21 protein-coding genes and 2 riboswitches are annotated in these 16,072 nt (G+C 64.9%); of the genes, 16 read left to right on the top strand and 5 right to left on the bottom strand.

Annotated elements, in window-relative coordinates; translation table 11 throughout:
- Nucleotides 1–4 precede the first annotated feature (4 nt).
- From NPS58_RS12400 to NPS58_RS12470, 15 genes are all read left to right on the top strand, one after another.
- Complete coding sequence (locus NPS58_RS12400) at nucleotides 5–1,540, top strand: ABC transporter substrate-binding protein (RefSeq protein ID WP_274115643.1); 1,536 nt, start codon at nucleotides 5–7, stop codon at nucleotides 1,538–1,540.
- Complete coding sequence (locus NPS58_RS12405; RefSeq protein WP_274115644.1) at nucleotides 1,537–2,181, top strand: SurA N-terminal domain-containing protein; 645 nt, start codon at nucleotides 1,537–1,539, stop codon at nucleotides 2,179–2,181. Before NPS58_RS12400 ends, NPS58_RS12405 begins: the two co-directional genes overlap by 4 nt.
- A gap of 230 nt (nucleotides 2,182–2,411) precedes the next feature.
- Nucleotides 2,412–2,945 carry a response regulator gene (locus NPS58_RS12410; protein WP_274115645.1) on the top strand — a complete coding sequence of 178 codons (534 nt, stop codon included), beginning with the start codon at nucleotides 2,412–2,414 and terminating at the stop codon, nucleotides 2,943–2,945.
- A gap of 53 nt (nucleotides 2,946–2,998) precedes the next feature.
- The gene (locus NPS58_RS12415) at nucleotides 2,999–4,702 is read left to right on the top strand and encodes a GspE/PulE family protein (RefSeq protein WP_274115646.1); all 1,704 of its coding nucleotides are present in this window, start codon (nucleotides 2,999–3,001) and stop codon (nucleotides 4,700–4,702) included.
- Nucleotides 4,683–5,471 carry a hypothetical protein gene (locus NPS58_RS12420; protein ID WP_274115647.1) on the top strand — a complete coding sequence of 263 codons (789 nt, stop codon included), beginning with the start codon at nucleotides 4,683–4,685 and terminating at the stop codon, nucleotides 5,469–5,471. Before NPS58_RS12415 ends, NPS58_RS12420 begins: the two co-directional genes overlap by 20 nt.
- A 1-nt stretch (nucleotide 5,472) precedes the next feature.
- Nucleotides 5,473–6,015 (top strand): pilus assembly protein, encoded by a 543-nt coding sequence (locus NPS58_RS12425; RefSeq protein WP_274115648.1) that lies wholly within the window; start codon nucleotides 5,473–5,475, stop codon nucleotides 6,013–6,015.
- Nucleotides 6,002–6,550 (top strand): type 4a pilus biogenesis protein PilO, encoded by a 549-nt coding sequence (pilO, locus tag NPS58_RS12430; protein ID WP_274115649.1) that lies wholly within the window; start codon nucleotides 6,002–6,004, stop codon nucleotides 6,548–6,550. Before NPS58_RS12425 ends, pilO begins: the two co-directional genes overlap by 14 nt.
- Nucleotides 6,550–7,050, top strand: a complete 501-nt coding sequence (locus NPS58_RS12435; RefSeq protein ID WP_274115650.1) for a hypothetical protein — start codon at nucleotides 6,550–6,552, stop codon at nucleotides 7,048–7,050. Before pilO ends, NPS58_RS12435 begins: the two co-directional genes overlap by 1 nt.
- Entirely contained in the window at nucleotides 7,047–8,876 is a 1,830-nt protein-coding gene (locus tag NPS58_RS12440; RefSeq protein ID WP_274115651.1) for a secretin N-terminal domain-containing protein, read from the top strand. Before NPS58_RS12435 ends, NPS58_RS12440 begins: the two co-directional genes overlap by 4 nt.
- A gap of 3 nt (nucleotides 8,877–8,879) precedes the next feature.
- Nucleotides 8,880–9,353 carry a prepilin-type N-terminal cleavage/methylation domain-containing protein gene (locus NPS58_RS12445; RefSeq protein ID WP_274115652.1) on the top strand — a complete coding sequence of 158 codons (474 nt, stop codon included), beginning with the start codon at nucleotides 8,880–8,882 and terminating at the stop codon, nucleotides 9,351–9,353.
- A 5-nt stretch (nucleotides 9,354–9,358) separates the two neighbouring features.
- Complete coding sequence (locus NPS58_RS12450) at nucleotides 9,359–9,733, top strand: type II secretion system protein (protein ID WP_274115653.1); 375 nt, start codon at nucleotides 9,359–9,361, stop codon at nucleotides 9,731–9,733.
- Entirely contained in the window at nucleotides 9,708–10,235 is a 528-nt protein-coding gene (locus NPS58_RS12455) for a type II secretion system protein (RefSeq protein ID WP_274115654.1), read from the top strand. The genes NPS58_RS12450 and NPS58_RS12455 overlap by 26 nt, the downstream gene beginning before the upstream one ends.
- A complete protein-coding gene (gene csgE / locus NPS58_RS12460) occupies nucleotides 10,232–10,627 on the top strand; it encodes a curli production assembly/transport protein CsgE (RefSeq protein ID WP_274115655.1) in 396 nt (131 codons plus the stop codon). The genes NPS58_RS12455 and csgE overlap by 4 nt, the downstream gene beginning before the upstream one ends.
- On the top strand, nucleotides 10,624–11,043 hold the full coding sequence (locus NPS58_RS12465) for a curli assembly protein CsgF (RefSeq protein ID WP_274115656.1): 420 nt from the start codon (nucleotides 10,624–10,626) through the stop codon (nucleotides 11,041–11,043). Before csgE ends, NPS58_RS12465 begins: the two co-directional genes overlap by 4 nt.
- A 27-nt stretch (nucleotides 11,044–11,070) precedes the next feature.
- Nucleotides 11,071–11,913 (top strand): CsgG/HfaB family protein, encoded by an 843-nt coding sequence (locus NPS58_RS12470; protein WP_274115657.1) that lies wholly within the window; start codon nucleotides 11,071–11,073, stop codon nucleotides 11,911–11,913.
- Nucleotides 11,914–11,955: 42 nt separating this feature from the next.
- Here NPS58_RS12470 and NPS58_RS12475 read toward each other — a convergent pair whose 3' ends face one another.
- The 5 genes from NPS58_RS12475 to NPS58_RS12495 are packed head-to-tail and all read right to left on the bottom strand — an operon-like array spanning nucleotide 11,956 to nucleotide 14,322.
- Complete coding sequence (locus tag NPS58_RS12475; protein ID WP_274115659.1) at nucleotides 11,956–12,201, bottom strand: DUF1272 domain-containing protein; 246 nt, start codon at nucleotides 12,199–12,201, stop codon at nucleotides 11,956–11,958.
- Nucleotides 12,202–12,255: 54 nt separating this feature from the next.
- Nucleotides 12,256–13,002: a precorrin-4 C(11)-methyltransferase gene (gene cobM / locus NPS58_RS12480; RefSeq protein ID WP_274115660.1), complete on the bottom strand. Its 747-nt coding sequence runs from the start codon at nucleotides 13,000–13,002 to the stop codon at nucleotides 12,256–12,258.
- Between the two features lie 28 nt (nucleotides 13,003–13,030).
- The gene (locus NPS58_RS12485; RefSeq protein ID WP_274115661.1) at nucleotides 13,031–13,432 is read right to left on the bottom strand and encodes a cobalamin biosynthesis protein; all 402 of its coding nucleotides are present in this window, start codon (nucleotides 13,430–13,432) and stop codon (nucleotides 13,031–13,033) included.
- A gap of 1 nt (nucleotide 13,433) precedes the next feature.
- Nucleotides 13,434–14,126: a CbtA family protein gene (locus NPS58_RS12490; protein WP_274115662.1), complete on the bottom strand. Its 693-nt coding sequence runs from the start codon at nucleotides 14,124–14,126 to the stop codon at nucleotides 13,434–13,436.
- 10 nt (nucleotides 14,127–14,136) lie between these two features.
- Nucleotides 14,137–14,322, bottom strand: coding sequence for a CbtB domain-containing protein (locus NPS58_RS12495; protein ID WP_274115663.1), 186 nt, complete (start codon nucleotides 14,320–14,322; stop codon nucleotides 14,137–14,139).
- A 97-nt stretch (nucleotides 14,323–14,419) separates the two neighbouring features.
- Nucleotides 14,420–14,647: riboswitch (cobalamin riboswitch) on the bottom strand.
- Nucleotides 14,648–14,707: 60 nt separating this feature from the next.
- Nucleotides 14,708–14,904: riboswitch (cobalamin riboswitch) on the top strand.
- Nucleotides 14,905–15,002: 98 nt separating this feature from the next.
- Here NPS58_RS12495 and cobW point away from each other — a divergent pair.
- Nucleotides 15,003–16,070: a cobalamin biosynthesis protein CobW gene (gene cobW / locus NPS58_RS12500; RefSeq protein ID WP_274115664.1), complete on the top strand. Its 1,068-nt coding sequence runs from the start codon at nucleotides 15,003–15,005 to the stop codon at nucleotides 16,068–16,070.
- The last annotated feature ends 2 nt before the right edge of the window (nucleotides 16,071–16,072 follow it).

Below are 16,072 nucleotides of genomic sequence, written 5' to 3' on the forward strand. Positions count from 1 at the left end.
CAGCATGAACGCCGTGCTGCGTGCAGGGGCCTTGGTGCTGATGCTGGTCGCCAGCGTCCAGGCACCTGCCCTGGACCTGACCCCCAACGAGCTTGCCGGCAAGCGCCTGTACCGTGAGGGACTGTCGAGCAGCGATGCCCAGGTGTCGGCGCGGGTCGGAGCGGCGGACATGCTGGTACCGGCCAGTGTGGTGCCCTGCGCCAGTTGCCATGGCGCCGATGGCCTGGGCCGCGCCGAAGGCGGCGTGCGCCCGCCGGTGTTGAGCTGGCAGCGCTTGGCGGTGGGGCAGCAGTTGCGCCAGGCCAACGGCCGCTACTACCCGGCCTACACCGAGGCCACGCTGGCCCGGGCAATCCAGGAGGGCCGCGACCCTGGCGGCAACCGACTGGACCCGGCGATGCCACGCTTCGTGTTGAGCATGGCCGACCAGCGCAACCTCAACGCCTACCTCAAGCGCCTGGCCGATGACCGCGACCCGGGGGTAGAAGAACAGACCTTGCGCCTGGGCACCTTGCTGCCCACCCAGGGCCCGCTGGCCGATTCGGCCAAGGTAGTCGCGGCGGTGCTCCGCGACCGCATCGCGCAGCTGAACCAGCAGGGCGGTATTCATGGCCGCCAGCTTGAACTGGTCAGCCTGGACCCCGGGCCCGACCGGGATAGCGCCGAGAAAGCCCTGGGCCAATTGCTGGTGCAGGAACAGGTGTTCGCGATGATCGCCCCGCTGGCGCCGGCACTGGAGTCCACCCTGGCCACGCGCCTGGAGCAGGCGAAGGTACCGTTGGTAGGTACGGCACCGGCCCTGGCGGACAGTGTGCAGATCTTCGACCCCTTGCCGGGCTTGCGCGAACAGTTGTTGAGCCTGGCCGACTATGCCCAGGCCAACCTCGCCCTGGAGCGGGCCAGTACACGGATTGTGTATGCCGACGAGGCCAGGGCGAGCCTGGCCCGCAACCTTGAGCATGCCCTGCAGGACCGTGGCTGGAGCGATGTGCAGGCGCAGTCGCTCGAGGCATGGGATGGGCAAGGGCAGGCGATTTTCTTTCTCGGCCAGGGCGATAGCTTTAGCCAACTGACAGGGGTGCTGAAGCAGGCGGGCCATACACCGTATTTGTTCGCTGCCTCGAGCCAGGTGGCCGGGCAACTGCCGCAGGTGCCCGATGCCTGGTCGCGACGGGTGTTCCTGGCCTATCCCTTCGTTCCCGGCGACTGGACGGCGTACGGCCGCGAGGCGCTGAGCGCCTTGCGCCAGCGCCAGGGCCTGGATGGCCGCCAGGGTGTGTTGCAGGTGAGCACCTGGTGCGCCATGCAACTGTTGGGCGATGCGCTCAAACGCATTGGTCGCGATGCCAGCCGGGAGAAGCTCGTGCAGGCGCTCGAAAGCCTGCACGACGTGCAAACCGGCCTCACCCCACCTTTGGGCTTTGGCCCCGGACGCCGCCAGGGCCTGGCGGGCGCCCACGTAGTAACCCTGGAAATGCCCGGCCCGGTGTTCCGCCCGGTTGCCGCCTATCGGCCTGTCGTCGAGGTGAATTCGCCATGAAACTGCTCGGTCTGTTGTTGTGCCTGTTGGCCCTGCCGCTGCAGGCCCAGGAGAGCCCGCCCGCGGCCCTGGTCAATGGCGTGGCCATCAGCCAGTTGCGCCTCGAACGCTACTTTGCCGAGTACCTGGAGGACCGTGGCAGGGCGCTGACCAGTATCCGCAACCCCAGTGTGTACAAGCGCCTGCGCGACCAGGCCTTGAACGACCTGATCGACAAGGAGCTGCTCTGGCAGGAAGCCCAGCGCCAGGGCGTGACGGTCAGCGACACGCAAGTGGACGCGCAGATCGACCGGCTGCGCCAGGCGTTCGGTTCCGCCCAGGTCTTCGAGCAGCGTCTGGCCGATGCCGGCTTCGACAGCAAGAGCTTTGCCGACTACACCCGCCATGAACTGGCTGCGCAACGGGTCTTCATGGATGCCACGCGAGTGCCCGAGCCCGATGCTGCACAAGTAAAGGCTTTTTATCTGGCGAACGAGAATTCTTTTCAAGCGCAACCGAACCAAAGCGCCAGCAGCTCTGTCGAATCTGAACAGGGACTGGCCTTGGCAAAATCTCTCCTCATCGATCAGCAACAGGCGCAGGCGCGCCACGCCTTGCTACAGCGACTTCGAGACGCCGGGCAGGTGCAGAAACTTGACTGACGATCGACCTGACCCCCAATGTTGGGGGCATCAGTAGGGGCAAAGTGCCAGCCGGTCCCCGGCATTGGGGGGAGGGCGCATGGGCCATTTGCGTCTACGCTTAAAGAATCAACGACATAGCACAGTTAATAGCGCCGTCTCATGTCTGGCACGAAGCATGCGTAAGCCTGTACAAGGTCGCACTTCGCCAGACCGGGAAACCGGGCCTGTGGTGCTTCGAGGAGTCGACCTTGGTTAACACAGTATTGGTAGTCGATGACGAACAGACCCTTGCGGGCAATATCCAGGCGTACCTGGATTCGCAAGGCCTGAACGTCCATGTTGCCTACGACGGGGAAACGGCCATCGGCGAAGCCGAACGCACCCAACCCGACGTGATAGTGCTCGATTATCGCTTGCCCGACATGGAGGGGTTTCAGGTACTGGAGACTGTGCGCCAACGCAGGGACTGTCATTTCGTGCTGATCACCGCCCATCCGACCGCCGAGGTCCGTGAGCGTGCCACCCAGCTGGGCGTCAGTCATATCCTGTTCAAGCCTTTTCCCCTTTCGGAACTGGCCCGCGCAGTCTTCGACCTGATGGGCATCAAGCGCGAAGAGAAGGGCACCGGCAACACGGACACAGGATTCGTCGAACGACGCCAGAGCAGGAGTGAAAGTTTCCCCCTGCAGTTGTTCGATGGTAGTTGGGTGCTGGCAGACCGCCGCCGTAACGGCGCAAGGCCTCCAGGACCGGACGAGGACCAACTGCTCACCGGGGAGTAACGCGCGAGCAAACCTGAACATGGCTTGCCGCGCCCCGCGCTGGAGAGCAAGCCATGGAAACCTTGTCGCTCGCCGTTGTCCCCGCCCAGGCTACGCTGCCTGCGCCCCTGGGTCGCGAGTTGCTTGCCCAGGCCCGTGCCACCGCCGAGCAGAGTGCCGAACGCCTGATCGACACCCTGCAACGCTTGAGCGGCCTTGCCCCCGCCGATTTTGTCGCAGCCCTCGGCACCACCCTGCATTACCCGGTACTCGACGGCCAGGCACTGTTCGCCGCCACGCCGTTGTTCGACCGGGTCAGCCTGGCCCAGTGCCTGAAGCGCGAATTCATTTTCCTCGAACACGACGGCCAGGCGCTGGGCGTGTTCGCCGACCCCTTCGACACCGCCCGTCTTGCCTGGATCGATGAATGCCTGCAGGGCGCACCGCTGTACCTGGTGCAAGCGGCCGAGCTGACCGGTTTCCTGGCCCGCCACGAAGAAAGCTTTCATGCCGTCGACTCGCTGGATAACGACAGCGAGGCGGTGGCAGAGCTGGATACCGTGCAAAGCCTGTCGCTGGCCAGCATCAGCGAAGACCAGAGCCGGGTGGTCAAGCTGGTCAACTCGACCCTCTACGACGCCCTGAAGATGCATGCCAGCGACATCCACCTGGGTGTGACCGGCAACGGCCTGGTGATCAAGTACCGTATCGACGGCGTGCTCAACAGCATCAGCAAGGTCAGCGGCAGCGAGTTCGCCGAGCAGGTGATCTCGCGGATCAAGGTCATGGCCGAGCTGGACATCGGTGAGAAGCGCGTGCCCCAGGACGGTCGCTTCAAGATCGGCATCAGCGCCCGGCAGATCGACTTTCGTGTGTCGATCATGCCAAGCATCTTCGGCGAAGACGCGGTGCTGCGGGTGCTCGACAAGCAGGACCTCGCCGACCGCGTCAGCGGCGTGCAGCTCCAGGCCCTGGGCTTTGAAGACCACACCCTGCGCAGCCTGCGCCGGCTGGCCAACGAGCCCTACGGCATGATCCTGGTCACCGGCCCCACCGGTAGCGGCAAGACCACCACCCTCTACGCGATGATCAGCGAGATCAACCACGGCGTAGACAAGATCATCACCATCGAAGACCCGGTCGAATACCAGTTGCCGGGGGTGCTGCAGATTCCGGTCAACGAGAAGAAGGGCCTGACCTTCGCCCGGGGCCTGCGCTCGATCCTGCGTCACGACCCCGACAAGATCATGGTCGGCGAGATCCGCGACCCCGACACCGCACAGATCGCCGTGCAATCGGCGCTGACCGGCCACCTGGTGTTCACCACCATCCACGCCAACAACGTCTTCGATGTGATCGGCCGCTTCAGCCAGATGCAGGTCGACCCCTACAGCTTTGTTTCCGCCCTCAACGCCGTCCTGGCCCAGCGCCTGATCCGCCTGGTGTGCCCGCACTGCGCCGCCCCCCATCAGCCCGACGAAGAGGAACTGAGCCTGTCGGGGCTGGAGGCCGGGCAAGTGGCCGATTACCACTTTGTCCATGGCAGCGGCTGCGGCCAGTGCCGGGGCAGCGGCTATCGCGGGCGTACTGCGATTGCCGAACTGCTGCACCTGGACGACGAGCTGCGGCAAATGATCGTCGAACGTCGCCCCCTGGCACAGATCCGCACCCTGGCCTGCCAACGCGGGCTACGCCTGCTGCGCAGTTCGGCACTGGAACTGGTGCGCGATGGGCGGACCACCTTGGAGGAGATCAATCGTGTCACATTTGTCGCCTGATCGATTCGTCGCCGTGCTTGGCGCACAAGGTGTAGGCCTGTCCCGGCTGCAAGGCCAGGACCAACAGTGGCTGGGCAGCCTGGGCTTTATCGCCGAGCGCAGCCAGGCCGCCAGCCAGGCCCTGGACACCCTGCACAGTCTGTTGGCCGAGCAACGCTGCAAGGGTGCGCAGCTGCAACTGCTGCTGTCGGCGCAGTACTGCCGCTTCTGCCTGGTGCCCTGGAGCGCCGCCATCAACCGCCCGGATGAACTGCACCACTATGCCCGGGCCTGCTTCGAAGCCCACTACGGCCAGAGCCTGGACGGCTGGCGCCTGGTGGTGTCGCCGGAAGCCGCAGGTTCTGCGCGGATTGCCACGGCAGTACCCGAAGCGCTGCTGCAACGGCTCAACGATCACTGTCGGGCCCTGGGCCTGCGCCTGCGCTCGGTCCGCCCTTACCTGATGGCCGCCTACAACCGCTTTGCCGGGCAACTGGGGCAGGGCGACTTCCTGTTCGTGCTGGCCGAGCCACAACGCAGCGTGTGCCTGCTGGCGCAGAACGGCAACTGGCAGCAGGTCAGCGCCCAGGGCTGCGGTGACAGCGATGCGGCGCTGAAGGCACTGATCGCCCGCCAGTGCGAACTCAACGCCGGCGAACGTGAGCTGCCGGTGTTCCTGCATGCGCCGGGCCGTCTCGAACAACCCCCGGCGCTGAGCGGCGTACAGTTGTGCGCCCTGGCCGAACAAGGCGGCGACGTGCTGTGCAGCATGTCCCGGGCGGTGGCCTGAGATGCGCCGCCTGGAGCTGGACTTTCAGCCACGGCGCACCCACCTGGGCGCCTGGGCGCTGCTGGTTGGCGGCGCAAGCCTGGTACTGGGCGCGGTGCTGGTGCAGCAAGGCTTCGATCGGCAGCACGACGCGTTGGAGCAACAGTTGCAGCAGGTCGAGCGGCAACTGGGCAAGCGTCCGGAACAGGTCAGCTCGCTGACCCCGGCGCAAAGCCGCGAGCAAACCGAAAAGCTGGCGCAGATGCGCAGTGTCTCGCAGCAGCTGCAACGCCCCTGGGAGCGCCTGTTCAACATGCTCGAAGGCCTGCCCCAGGATGATGTGGCTTTGCTGACCCTGACCCCGGATGCCCGCAAGGGCCAGGTCCGCATCAGCGCCGAAGCCCGCGACCTGGAAGCGATGCTGGCCTTTCACAAACGCCTGGAAGCCAGTGGCGAGCTGCGCGATGTGTCGCTGCTCAACCATGAAATCATGGCCAAGCAGCCCGAGCATCCGGTGCAGTTCAATCTGTCGGCCACCTGGGAGATCGGCAATGCGCATCCCTAGCCTGATTCTGCACGAACGTGCGCAGCAGCTCGGTGTGGTTGGCCTGGCCGGTGGCGCCCTGGTGGTACTTGCCTTGCTCTACGGCGCCGTCGCCGTGGTGCCGCAGTGGCAGCGAGTGCAGGACCTCGAGGCCCGCAACCTGGATGCACAGGCCCAGTTGCACCAGCTCAAGAGTGGCACCCTGAAACTGCCCCAGGTGCCTCAGCGCGAACTGGAGGACTTTCACAAGCAGCTACCGGCCCAACCCCAAGCCACCGAGGCCATCGACCGCATCTACAGCCTGGCCAAGACCGAACGCATCAGCCTGGCGCGCGGCGAGTACGCCTTGGGCGTTGACCCCAAGACCCAGCTGGCGCGTTACCAGATTCTCCTGCCGGTGCGCGGTAGCTATCCGCAGATCCGCCGATTTGTCCATGCCTTGCTCGGTCAATTGCCGGCGCTGGTGCTCGAAGATGTCGATCTGCAACGCAAGAAGATCGGCGACAGCGAGCTGACCGGCCGCCTGCGGATGACCCTTTACCTGTCGAGGTCATGATGAACACTCAACGCCGCCTGGCCTGGCTGGCCTTTCTCGGATCTGCGGCCGTACTGGCCTGGGCACCGGGGTACTTTTTCGACGACGAGGCCGGTGATACCACCGCCGCAGTCGCTGTCACCGACAAGGCCCAGGTCGCCGCGGCCGACGCGGCTGGCAAAGCCGCCAAACCCACCACGCTCAAACCGCGGGACCTGTTCCCGAGCAAGAGCTGGAAGCCGGCCGCACAAATGGCCACGGTCACCGAAAAGCCGGTTGCCGTAGCACCCGTGGTGGCGGCGCCTTCGGCTCCGGTGCTGCCATTTCAGTTCGTGGGCCGCCTGCACAACCTCGGCGATGAGCAGGTGTTCCTGCAAAGCGGCGAAAAACTCTACGTCGTGCGTCGCGGCGATGTGATCGACGACATCTACCGGATCGAGCAGATCTCCGCCACGGAGCTGAGCCTGGTCTACCTGCCACTGCACCTGTCCCAGACCTTGTCTGTAGGGAGCGCACCATGAATTCGTCCAGGTTGTGCAACAAAGCGCCATTCTTGATGCTTGCACTGTGCGTCGCCCTGGCCGGCTGCGGCACGACTGCCGCACGCAAGGATGGCCAGGCGTTGATCAACGAAGGCCAGTATGAAGCCGGTATCGCGCGGCTCGAAGAAGCCCTCAAGGAAGACCCCCGCGACACCGAGCTGAACATCGCTTTGATGCAGGGCCGCAAGCAGTCGGTGGAAGAGCTGCTGGCCAAGGCCGACAGCGACCGCAGCCGCCACGACTTCGCCGGGGCGCGCATGGGCTATGGCCGGGTGCTGACCCTGGAACCGAACAACCGCCGCGCCCAGGACGCCGTGCGCCAGATCGAGCTGATGCGCAACCTCGGTGAACGCGTTGCCCTGGGCCAGGCGGCACTGCGCAGCGGCGACCTGTTCGGTGCCGAGCGGCACATGCGCGAAGTGCTGCAGCTCGACCCGCAGAACGAAGCCGGCCTGGCCCTGCGCAAGGACATCGAGCTGGTGCAGAGCCGCACCGCCCAGCCCAACCCGCAACTGCAGACCAAGCTGGAAAAACCAGTGACCCTGGAGTTTCGCGACGCCAACCTGAAGACCATTTTCGAGGTGCTGTCCCAGGTCGCCGGGCTGAACTTCATCTTCGACAAAGACCTGCGCCCCGACATGAAAGCCACCATCTTCGTGCGTGACGTGCGCATCGAGGACGCCGTGTCGCTGCTGCTGGAACAGAACCAGCTGCACCAGAAGGTGGTGAACGAGAACACCTTGCTGATCTACCCCGACTCGCCGCAGAAGACCAAGGACTACCAGGAACTGGTCATGCGCACCTTCTACCTGACCAGCATCGACTCCAACACCGCGCTGAACATGGTCAAGACCATGCTCAAGACCCGCGACGTGTTCGTCGATGAGCGCCTCAACACCCTGACCATGCGCGACACCCCGGACGCGGTGCGCATGGCCGAGAAACTGCTGCAGTCCCAGGACCAGTCCAACCCCGAGGTTGTGCTGGAGGTCGAAGTGATGGAAGTGGCCCGTTCGCGGATCCTCGAACTGGGCCTGCAATGGCCCAACACCTTCGGCATCCTCAACAACGACGGCAACCCGGTGAGCACCATCGACCAGTTGCGCGGCATCAACTCCGAGCGCATCACCTTCTCGCCGTCGCCCCAGGCCAAGATCAACGCCCAGGACAACGACATCAATACCCTGGCAAGCCCGGTGATCCGGGTCAGCAACCGCGAGCAGGCGCGTATCCACATTGGCCAGCGGGTACCGATCATCAGCGCCACCTCGGTGCCTTCGACCCAGGGTCCGGTGATCACCGAAAGCGTCACTTACCTGGATGTGGGTCTCAAGCTCGAAGTGACCCCGGTGGTACACCTGAACAACGAAGTGGCCATCAAGATTTCGCTTGAAGTCAGCAACGCCAAACCGCTCGAGCCGACCCGCCAGGGCACCATCCCGGTCCAGGTCGATACCCGCAACGCCCAGACCAGCCTGCGCCTGCACGACGGCGAAACCCAGGTACTGGCAGGGCTGGTGCGCAACGACGAAGGCGCCAGCGGCAACAAGATTCCAGGCCTTGGCGATATTCCCGGCCTTGGCCGGCTGTTCGGCAGCAACCGCAACGACAAGAGCCAGTCGGAGCTGGTGCTGTCGATCACCCCGCGGATCGTGCGCAACCTGCCGTACCAGAGCCCCTCGGACATGGAGTTCCCGACCGGTACCGAGACCAGCATGCAGATCCGCAACCTCAACCGCAGCATCGATGTCGACGTCGAGACCGAGCAACCCATCGCTGCTGTCCCTACCGGCGTGAGGCACTGAGCCATGAAACGGTCAATGGCAGGATTCAGCCTGATTGAAGTGATGCTGACCCTGGCCCTGCTCGGGTTGCTGGCTTCGATTGCCGCACCACTGACCGAAACCCTGGTACGCCGGGGCAAGGAGCAGGAGCTCAAGACCGCCCTGTACCAGATCCGCGACGCCATCGACGCGTACAAGCGCGCCTTTGACGCCGGCTACATCGAAAAATCGCTCAATTCGACCGGTTACCCGCCAAACCTGCAGGTGCTGGTCGATGGAGTGAGGGATGTGCGCAGCGCCAAGGGGGCCAAGTTCTACTTCCTGCGCCGCATTCCCCGCGACCCGCTGGTTGCCGCCAGGCGCGACGACGAAGGCGGCTGGGGCCTGCGCACTTACGAAAGCTCCGCCCAGAATCCGCGTGAAGGGGAGGACGTCTTCGACGTTTACTCCCGGGCGCGGGGCAAGGGCCTCAACGGCATCGCCTACGGGCAGTGGTGAGCAGCATGAAACGTAGCCAAGGTTTCACCCTGATCGAACTGCTGGTGGTGATGGCGATCATCGCCACCTTGATGACCATCGCCATGCCGCGCTACTTCCAGAGCCTGGAGACCTCTCGCGAAGCCACCCTGCGCCAGAGCCTGTCGGTCATGCGCGAGGCGCTGGACCACTATTACGGCGACACCGGGCGCTACCCCGAGTCGCTGGAGCAACTGGTCGAGCAACGCTACCTGCGCAGCGCCCCCCTGGACCCGATCACCGAGCGCCGCGACCTGTGGCAAGTGGTGGCTCCGCCTGAAGGCGTGGCGGGTTCGGTGGCCGATATCAAGAGCGGTTCAACCGGGAGGGCGCGTGATGGCAGCCTTTATGCCGAGTGGTAGCCCTGCCGAGGCGGGCTTCACCTACCTGGGCGTGCTGTTGCTGATCGCCGTGACCGGCATCGCTCTGGGTTGCACCGTGACCTTGTGGTCGACCGTCGCCCAGCGCGAACGCGAGCGCGACCTGCTGTGGGTCGGCACCCAGTATGCCCAGGCGCTACGCAGCTACTACCGCAGCTCGCCGGGCCTGGCCCAATACCCGCAGACCCTCGAGGAGCTGCTCGAAGACCCGCGCTACCCGAACCCCAAGCGGCACATTCGCCAGCTCTACAGCGATCCGATCACCGGCAGCGACGACTGGGGCCTGGTGCGTTCCATCGACGGGCGCATCACCGGGGTCTACAGCCGGTCGCAACAGGCGCCGCTCAAGCAGACCGGTTTTGCCGCCCAGTGGTCGGACTTCGAAGGCCTGGCCCACTACGCCGACTGGCAGTTCGTGGCCGAGAAGGCCTTTGCCGACAACGGCGGCGTGCGCAACGACGCGCCGCAAGGAGCCGGGCAATGAACCGCAGACTGACCGCCTGCGCCCTGGCGCTGGTGCTGCTTGCTGGCACCGCCCGCGGTGGCGCCGAGGACGAGATGATGGGCTTTATCGTCGACAACACCATCTCGCACATCGGCCATGACTTCTACTACAGCTTTGCCGAGCGGCTGCGTGCCACCAGCCGCCTGGATTTCAACCTGGTGGTACGCGAGCGACCGGACGCGCGCTGGGGCAGCCTGGTGACGGTCGAGTACGAACAACGTGTGATCTACAAACGCTTTCTGCCACCCAACACCACCGAGCTGAAGGACGCCGCGTACGAGGCGGCTGACCTGGTCAAGGCGCAGATCATCCAGCGCAAGCTGCAGATGCTGCTGCAAGACACCACCGATCTTGAGAGGGACGAGCTATGAACAACAACAAAACCTGCCGCCTGGCGTCCCTGGTCCTGCTGACTGCCCTGTGCAGCCAGGCCGGTGCCACCGAACTGGTGTACACCCCGGTCAACCCGGCATTCGGCGGCAACCCGCTCAACGGCACCTGGCTGCTCAACAACGCCCAGGCGCAAAACGATCATGACGATCCGGCCATCAAGGACCGTGCCTCGGCGCTGGCCAGCACCTCGTCGCTGGAGCGCTTTACCAGCCAGCTGGAGTCGCGCCTGCTCTCGCAACTGCTGACCAACATCAATAACGGCAACACCGGCAGCCTGCAGACCGATGCCTTCCTGATCAACGTGCTGGATGACTCCGGGGCCCTGACCATTCAAATCACCGATCGGGCCACCGGTGAAGTTTCGGAAGTTCTGGTGAACGGCCTGAACCCTTGACGGGCGGGATTACGGGGAGAAACAACCATGAAACGATTTCTGACCGCACTGATGATTCTGGCCACCCTGCAGGGCTGCAGCCTGCGCGAGCCGATGCCCGCCGAACAGGACAGCGAAAGCCCGACCCTGACGCCGCGGGCCTCCACCTACTATGACCTGCTCAACATGCCACGGCCCAAAGGTCGGTTGATGGCGGTGGTGTACGGGTTTCGCGACCAGACCGGGCAGTACAAGCCCACGCCTGCAAGTTCGTTCTCCACCAGCGTTACCCAGGGGGCTGCGAGCATGCTGATGGATGCCCTGCAGGCCAGTGGCTGGTTCGTGGTGCTGGAACGCGAAGGCCTGCAGAACCTGCTGACCGAACGCAAGATCATCCGCGCCTCGCAGAAAAAGCCCGACACACCGGTCAACATCCAGGGCGAACTGCCGCCGCTGCAGGCTGCCAACCTGATGCTCGAAGGCGGCATCATCGCCTACGACACCAACGTGCGCAGCGGCGGGGAGGGCGCACGCTACCTGGGTATCGACATTTCCCGCGAGTACCGGGTCGACCAGGTCTCGGTCAACCTGCGGGCAGTGGACGTGCGCAGCGGCCAGGTATTGGCCAACGTCATGACCAGCAAGACCATCTACTCGGTCGGGCGCAGTGCCGGGGTGTTCAAGTTCATCGAGTTCAAGAAACTGCTGGAAGCCGAAGTGGGCTACACCACCAACGAGCCGGCGCAGCTGTGCGTGCTCTCGGCGATTGAATCGGCGGTAGGGCATTTGCTGGCCCAGGGCATCGAACGGCGCCTGTGGCAAGTGGCCGATGATGGCAGTGGCGACAAGGCGGTACTGGACAAGTACCTGAGCCAGTACCAGGCGCCATGAACCATTGTGCCGGTCTGCGTGGGGCAAGCCCGCTCCTACCGGTCAGTGGGTGGGACAGCCTTGTGCCTTGACGATTCGTTGGGTGGACGCCGGGTACTTGGCCAGTTTCTCCGTCGCCCGCGGTGGGCGCTTGACCAGCTCGCCTCCACAGTTGGGGCACTGGCCCTTGAGGGTGCGCTCGCTGCAGTCACGGCAGAAGGTGCACTCGAACGAGCAGATCAGCGCGTCCTGACTGTCGCCCGGCAGGTCACAGCCACAGCATTCGCAGTTGGGTCGCAATTCAAGCATGGTCAACACCTCAGGGTAGGAGCGGGATTGCCCCGCGATTCAATGTAGCGGGTATCAAGGCCGGTACAGGTGGGCATGGCTGGCCCGGTACAACGCCGATTCGGCAAAGCTGTCGCTGGCCAATACCCGGCCCACCAGGATCAGCGCAGTGCGCCGGAAACCCTTGGCCTGAACCTGGGCGACAATCCCGTCCAGGGTGTCGAGCACCCAGTCCTGGTCCGGCCAGGTGGCGCGATGCACCACGGCCACCGGGCAGTCGCCGCCGTAATGCGGGCGCAGCTGCTCGACGATGCGTTCCAGGTGCTTGACCCCCAGGTGGATCGCCAGCGTGCTGCGGTGGCGGGCCAGGTCTGCCAGTTGCTCGCCCTCGGGCATCGGTGACTGATCGCCGAAGCGGGTGAGGATCACGGTCTGGGCGATGTCCGGCAAGGTCAGTTCGCAACCGAGCAGGGCGGCGCTGGCTGCCACCGCGGTGACGCCGGGGACGATCTCGAAGGGTATGCCCAGCTCGCGCAGGTAGCGGATCTGCTCGCCAATGGCGCCATACAGGCTTGGATCGCCGCTGTGCACCCGGGCCACATCCTGGCCCAGCTCATGGGCAGCCTTGATCGCCTCTATGATTTGCCCCAGGTGCAGCTCGGCGCTGTTGATGACGGTCTGGGCGCTGTGCCCTTCGAGCACGGCAGCAGGCACCAGGGAGCCGGCATAGATGATCACCGGGCAACGGTGGATCAGGCGTTGGCCCTTGACGGTGATCAGTTCGGGATCGCCGGGGCCGGCACCGATAAAGTAGACGGTCATGCACAGTCCTTGGGAAATAAAGCGGGGATTATCCGCCAATGCCGATGGCGGTGGCCAATGCCAAGGTGGCATCGGCGTGCAGGGTGCGGGTGACCTGCAGGTGAGCGGGGCCGGCCAGTTGTTCGGCCAGGGCCAGGGCGGTGCTTTCGGCGACGCCATAGCAACCACTGTGGGCAAAGGCCACTTTCGAGCGGTGGCTCAAGCGGAATTCGAACGCCGCCAGTTGCGCGGCCGAGAAAAACAGCAGGGGCACACCCAGGCGCAGGGCCAACTGATGCAGCCCTGGCTCGTCGTGCTTGAGGTCGATACTGGCGAGGCCCGCGACCGCCGCCAGCGGCAGGTCGTGGGCCTCGAGGGTGCGCTCCAGCAAGTTGCCCAGCGCCTCGGCAGGGCAACCCCGTCGGCAACCCAGGCCGACAAACAACTGCATGTCAGGCCTGGTTCGGGCGGCGGAACAGCCAGGCGCTGATCAACCCCAGGGCCAGCCAGAACGCAGCGTTGGTCAGCAGGGAGGCGACCTTGAACTCGGCTTCCAAGGCCTCGGGAGCGAGCATCTCGTGCACTTCAGGTTGCGGCGCGCCGATCACATGAGGCACCACCAGCAGCACCACGCCCAGGGCCTTGAGCAGCCAGTTGCGGGCGAACACGATCAACCCCAGCCCCACGGCGGTGGCGGCAGCGGTGCCCACCCACCAGGCCTGGCGCTGGGCCAGGTCTGCTGCGGCGGTACCCGGCAGCTCTGGCGGCAGGCCCAGGGTCGGTGCCAGGCAGAACACGGCAAAGCCGCCCAGGCCCCAGAGGGCACCCGTCACTGCACTGCTAGGCGCGCGCAAGGTATAGAGCGCGGCCAGGATCAGGGCGAATCCAACGGCCACCACCAGGTTGCCACCGGTGGTCGACAGCACCCGCTGCCAGCCATCTTCAGGCGCCCAGGCTTCGCTGTCATGGTGATGGTCGGCGGCAACACCCGGCGCATGCTCATGGGCCTCGACCACGGGTGCGGCGCTTTCATAGGTTTCCGCCTGCAGAATCAGCGGCGCGACCCAGAAACTTTGCAGCAGGGTCAGCAGCAGGGCGGCCAGCAGGCCCGCGAACCCTGCGGTACTCGCAATACGCTTGATCATCGGTCGGTACTCAGTGGCAAGGGAAGGCGGCGCTGTGGCGAGTATCGTGGGCAGCGTTGTGCACCGCTTCAATATGCGAGAAGCCGGCAAAGTAGACCAGGCACAGGCCCAGCAGCGAGGCACCGACAGCAACCAGCAGGCGCTGGCTCAGGGTTGAGGGGGTAACGGCGGAGTGACTGGCGGTACTGGTACGCATGGCGCTTTCCTCTTGGTGTTGTCAGCAACAGGCAAGCGCAAGAAACCCCTGCACGGATTCCGCCCAGGGGTTGCAACAGCGCCCGCCCACCGCGGGTTTGTCAAATCGAGCCTGGGCCGGTCTCCGGGCTGGCGAGGGCGGGCAGATTGCCGCGCCGAAGGCGTCACCTTCCCATGCCAGACTACGGGCACAGTGGTTCTGACGCTTTTCTCGCTTACCGTTGCGGGGGCAGCACCGGACTTGTCCTACGCCGTGAATAACACGTGTATGACGCACCGGTTTCCCGTTTCACCCTGTCAAGGGCACCCAAACGAATCGCACTAGCAAATCACGCAACTACGCAAGCGTCAATTGTGACAGCAGTTGACCGCTCACCGGGCACTGCGTAGCCTAGCCGCTTCGAGGTTCTTCGGTGCGTGCCGAAGCTAAGACGGGAACGCGGTTCAAGCCGCGGCTGCCCCCGCAACTGTAAGCATTGAAAGGTTCGACACAGCCACTGCATCGCTGCGGGAAGGCGTCGTTCAACGGGCTACCAGCCGGTGCAATGCGAGCCAGGAGACCTGCCTCGATCAGTTTCCGACATTAAACCGGGCGGGGTGATCCGGTGGCGAACGCGCCCGGGCAGTACTGCCCGCGGTTCTCGTCCTGCATGCCCGCCATTTGCTGCCAAGGGCATCGACATGAAAACACTGGCCAAACTCCCCGTCACCATCGTCACCGGCTTTCTGGGCTCGGGCAAGACCACGCTGCTGCGTCATATGCTCGACAACGCGCAGGGCCGGCGCATTGCCGTGATCGTCAACGAGTTCGGCGAGCTGGGTATCGATGGCGAGATCCTCAAGCAGTGCAGCATCGGCTGCAGCGAAGAAGAGGCCAGCGGCCGCGTGTATGAACTGGCCAACGGCTGCCTGTGCTGCACGGTGCAGGAAGAGTTCTTCCCGGTGATGCGCGAGCTGGTGGCACGCCGTGGCGACCTGGATCACATCCTGATCGAAACCAGCGGCCTGGCCCTGCCCAAGCCGCTGGTGCAAGCCTTCCAGTGGCCGGAAATCCGCAACGCCTGCACGGTCGATGCGGTGATCACCGTGGTCGACAGCCCGGCAGTGGCCGCCGGCACGTTCGCCGCCTACCCGGAACAGGTCGATGCCCAGCGCAAGCTCGACCCGAACCTGGACCACGAATCGCCGCTGCATGAGCTGTTCGCCGACCAACTGGCGAGCGCCGACCTGGTGGTCCTGAACAAGGCCGACCTGATCGCCCCGCACGACCTGGCCAAGGTCCGCGCCGAGGTGCAGGAAGAGTTGCCGGCTGCGGTCAAGGTGATCGAAGCGAGCAGCGGCCGCTTGCCCCTTGAGGTGCTGCTGGGCCTGGGCGCCGAATCCGAAGCGCATATCGACGGCCGCCGCACCCACCACGACTCGCACCATGACGGCGACGACCACGACGATCATGACCACGACGCCTTCGATTCGATCTCCATCGAGCTGCCTGAAGCAGACGAAAGCCTGCTGCTCGACGCGCTGACCCAACTCGTCGTGCAGCACGGCATCCTGCGCGTCAAGGGTTTTGCGGCGATCCCCGGCAAGCCGATGCGCCTGTTGATCCAGGGCGTGGGCACTCGCTTCGACAAGCACTTCGACCGCGCCTGGCGCAGCGAAGAGCCGCGCACCACGCGCCTGGTGCTGATCGGCCAGGCACTCGACGCCGTTCGACTGGAAGCGAGCCTGCGCGCCGCCCTGGGCGCCTGATT

The sequence above is a fragment of the Pseudomonas putida genome, from assembly GCF_028682455.1.
Taxonomy (GTDB): domain Bacteria; phylum Pseudomonadota; class Gammaproteobacteria; order Pseudomonadales; family Pseudomonadaceae; genus Aquipseudomonas; species Aquipseudomonas putida_AA.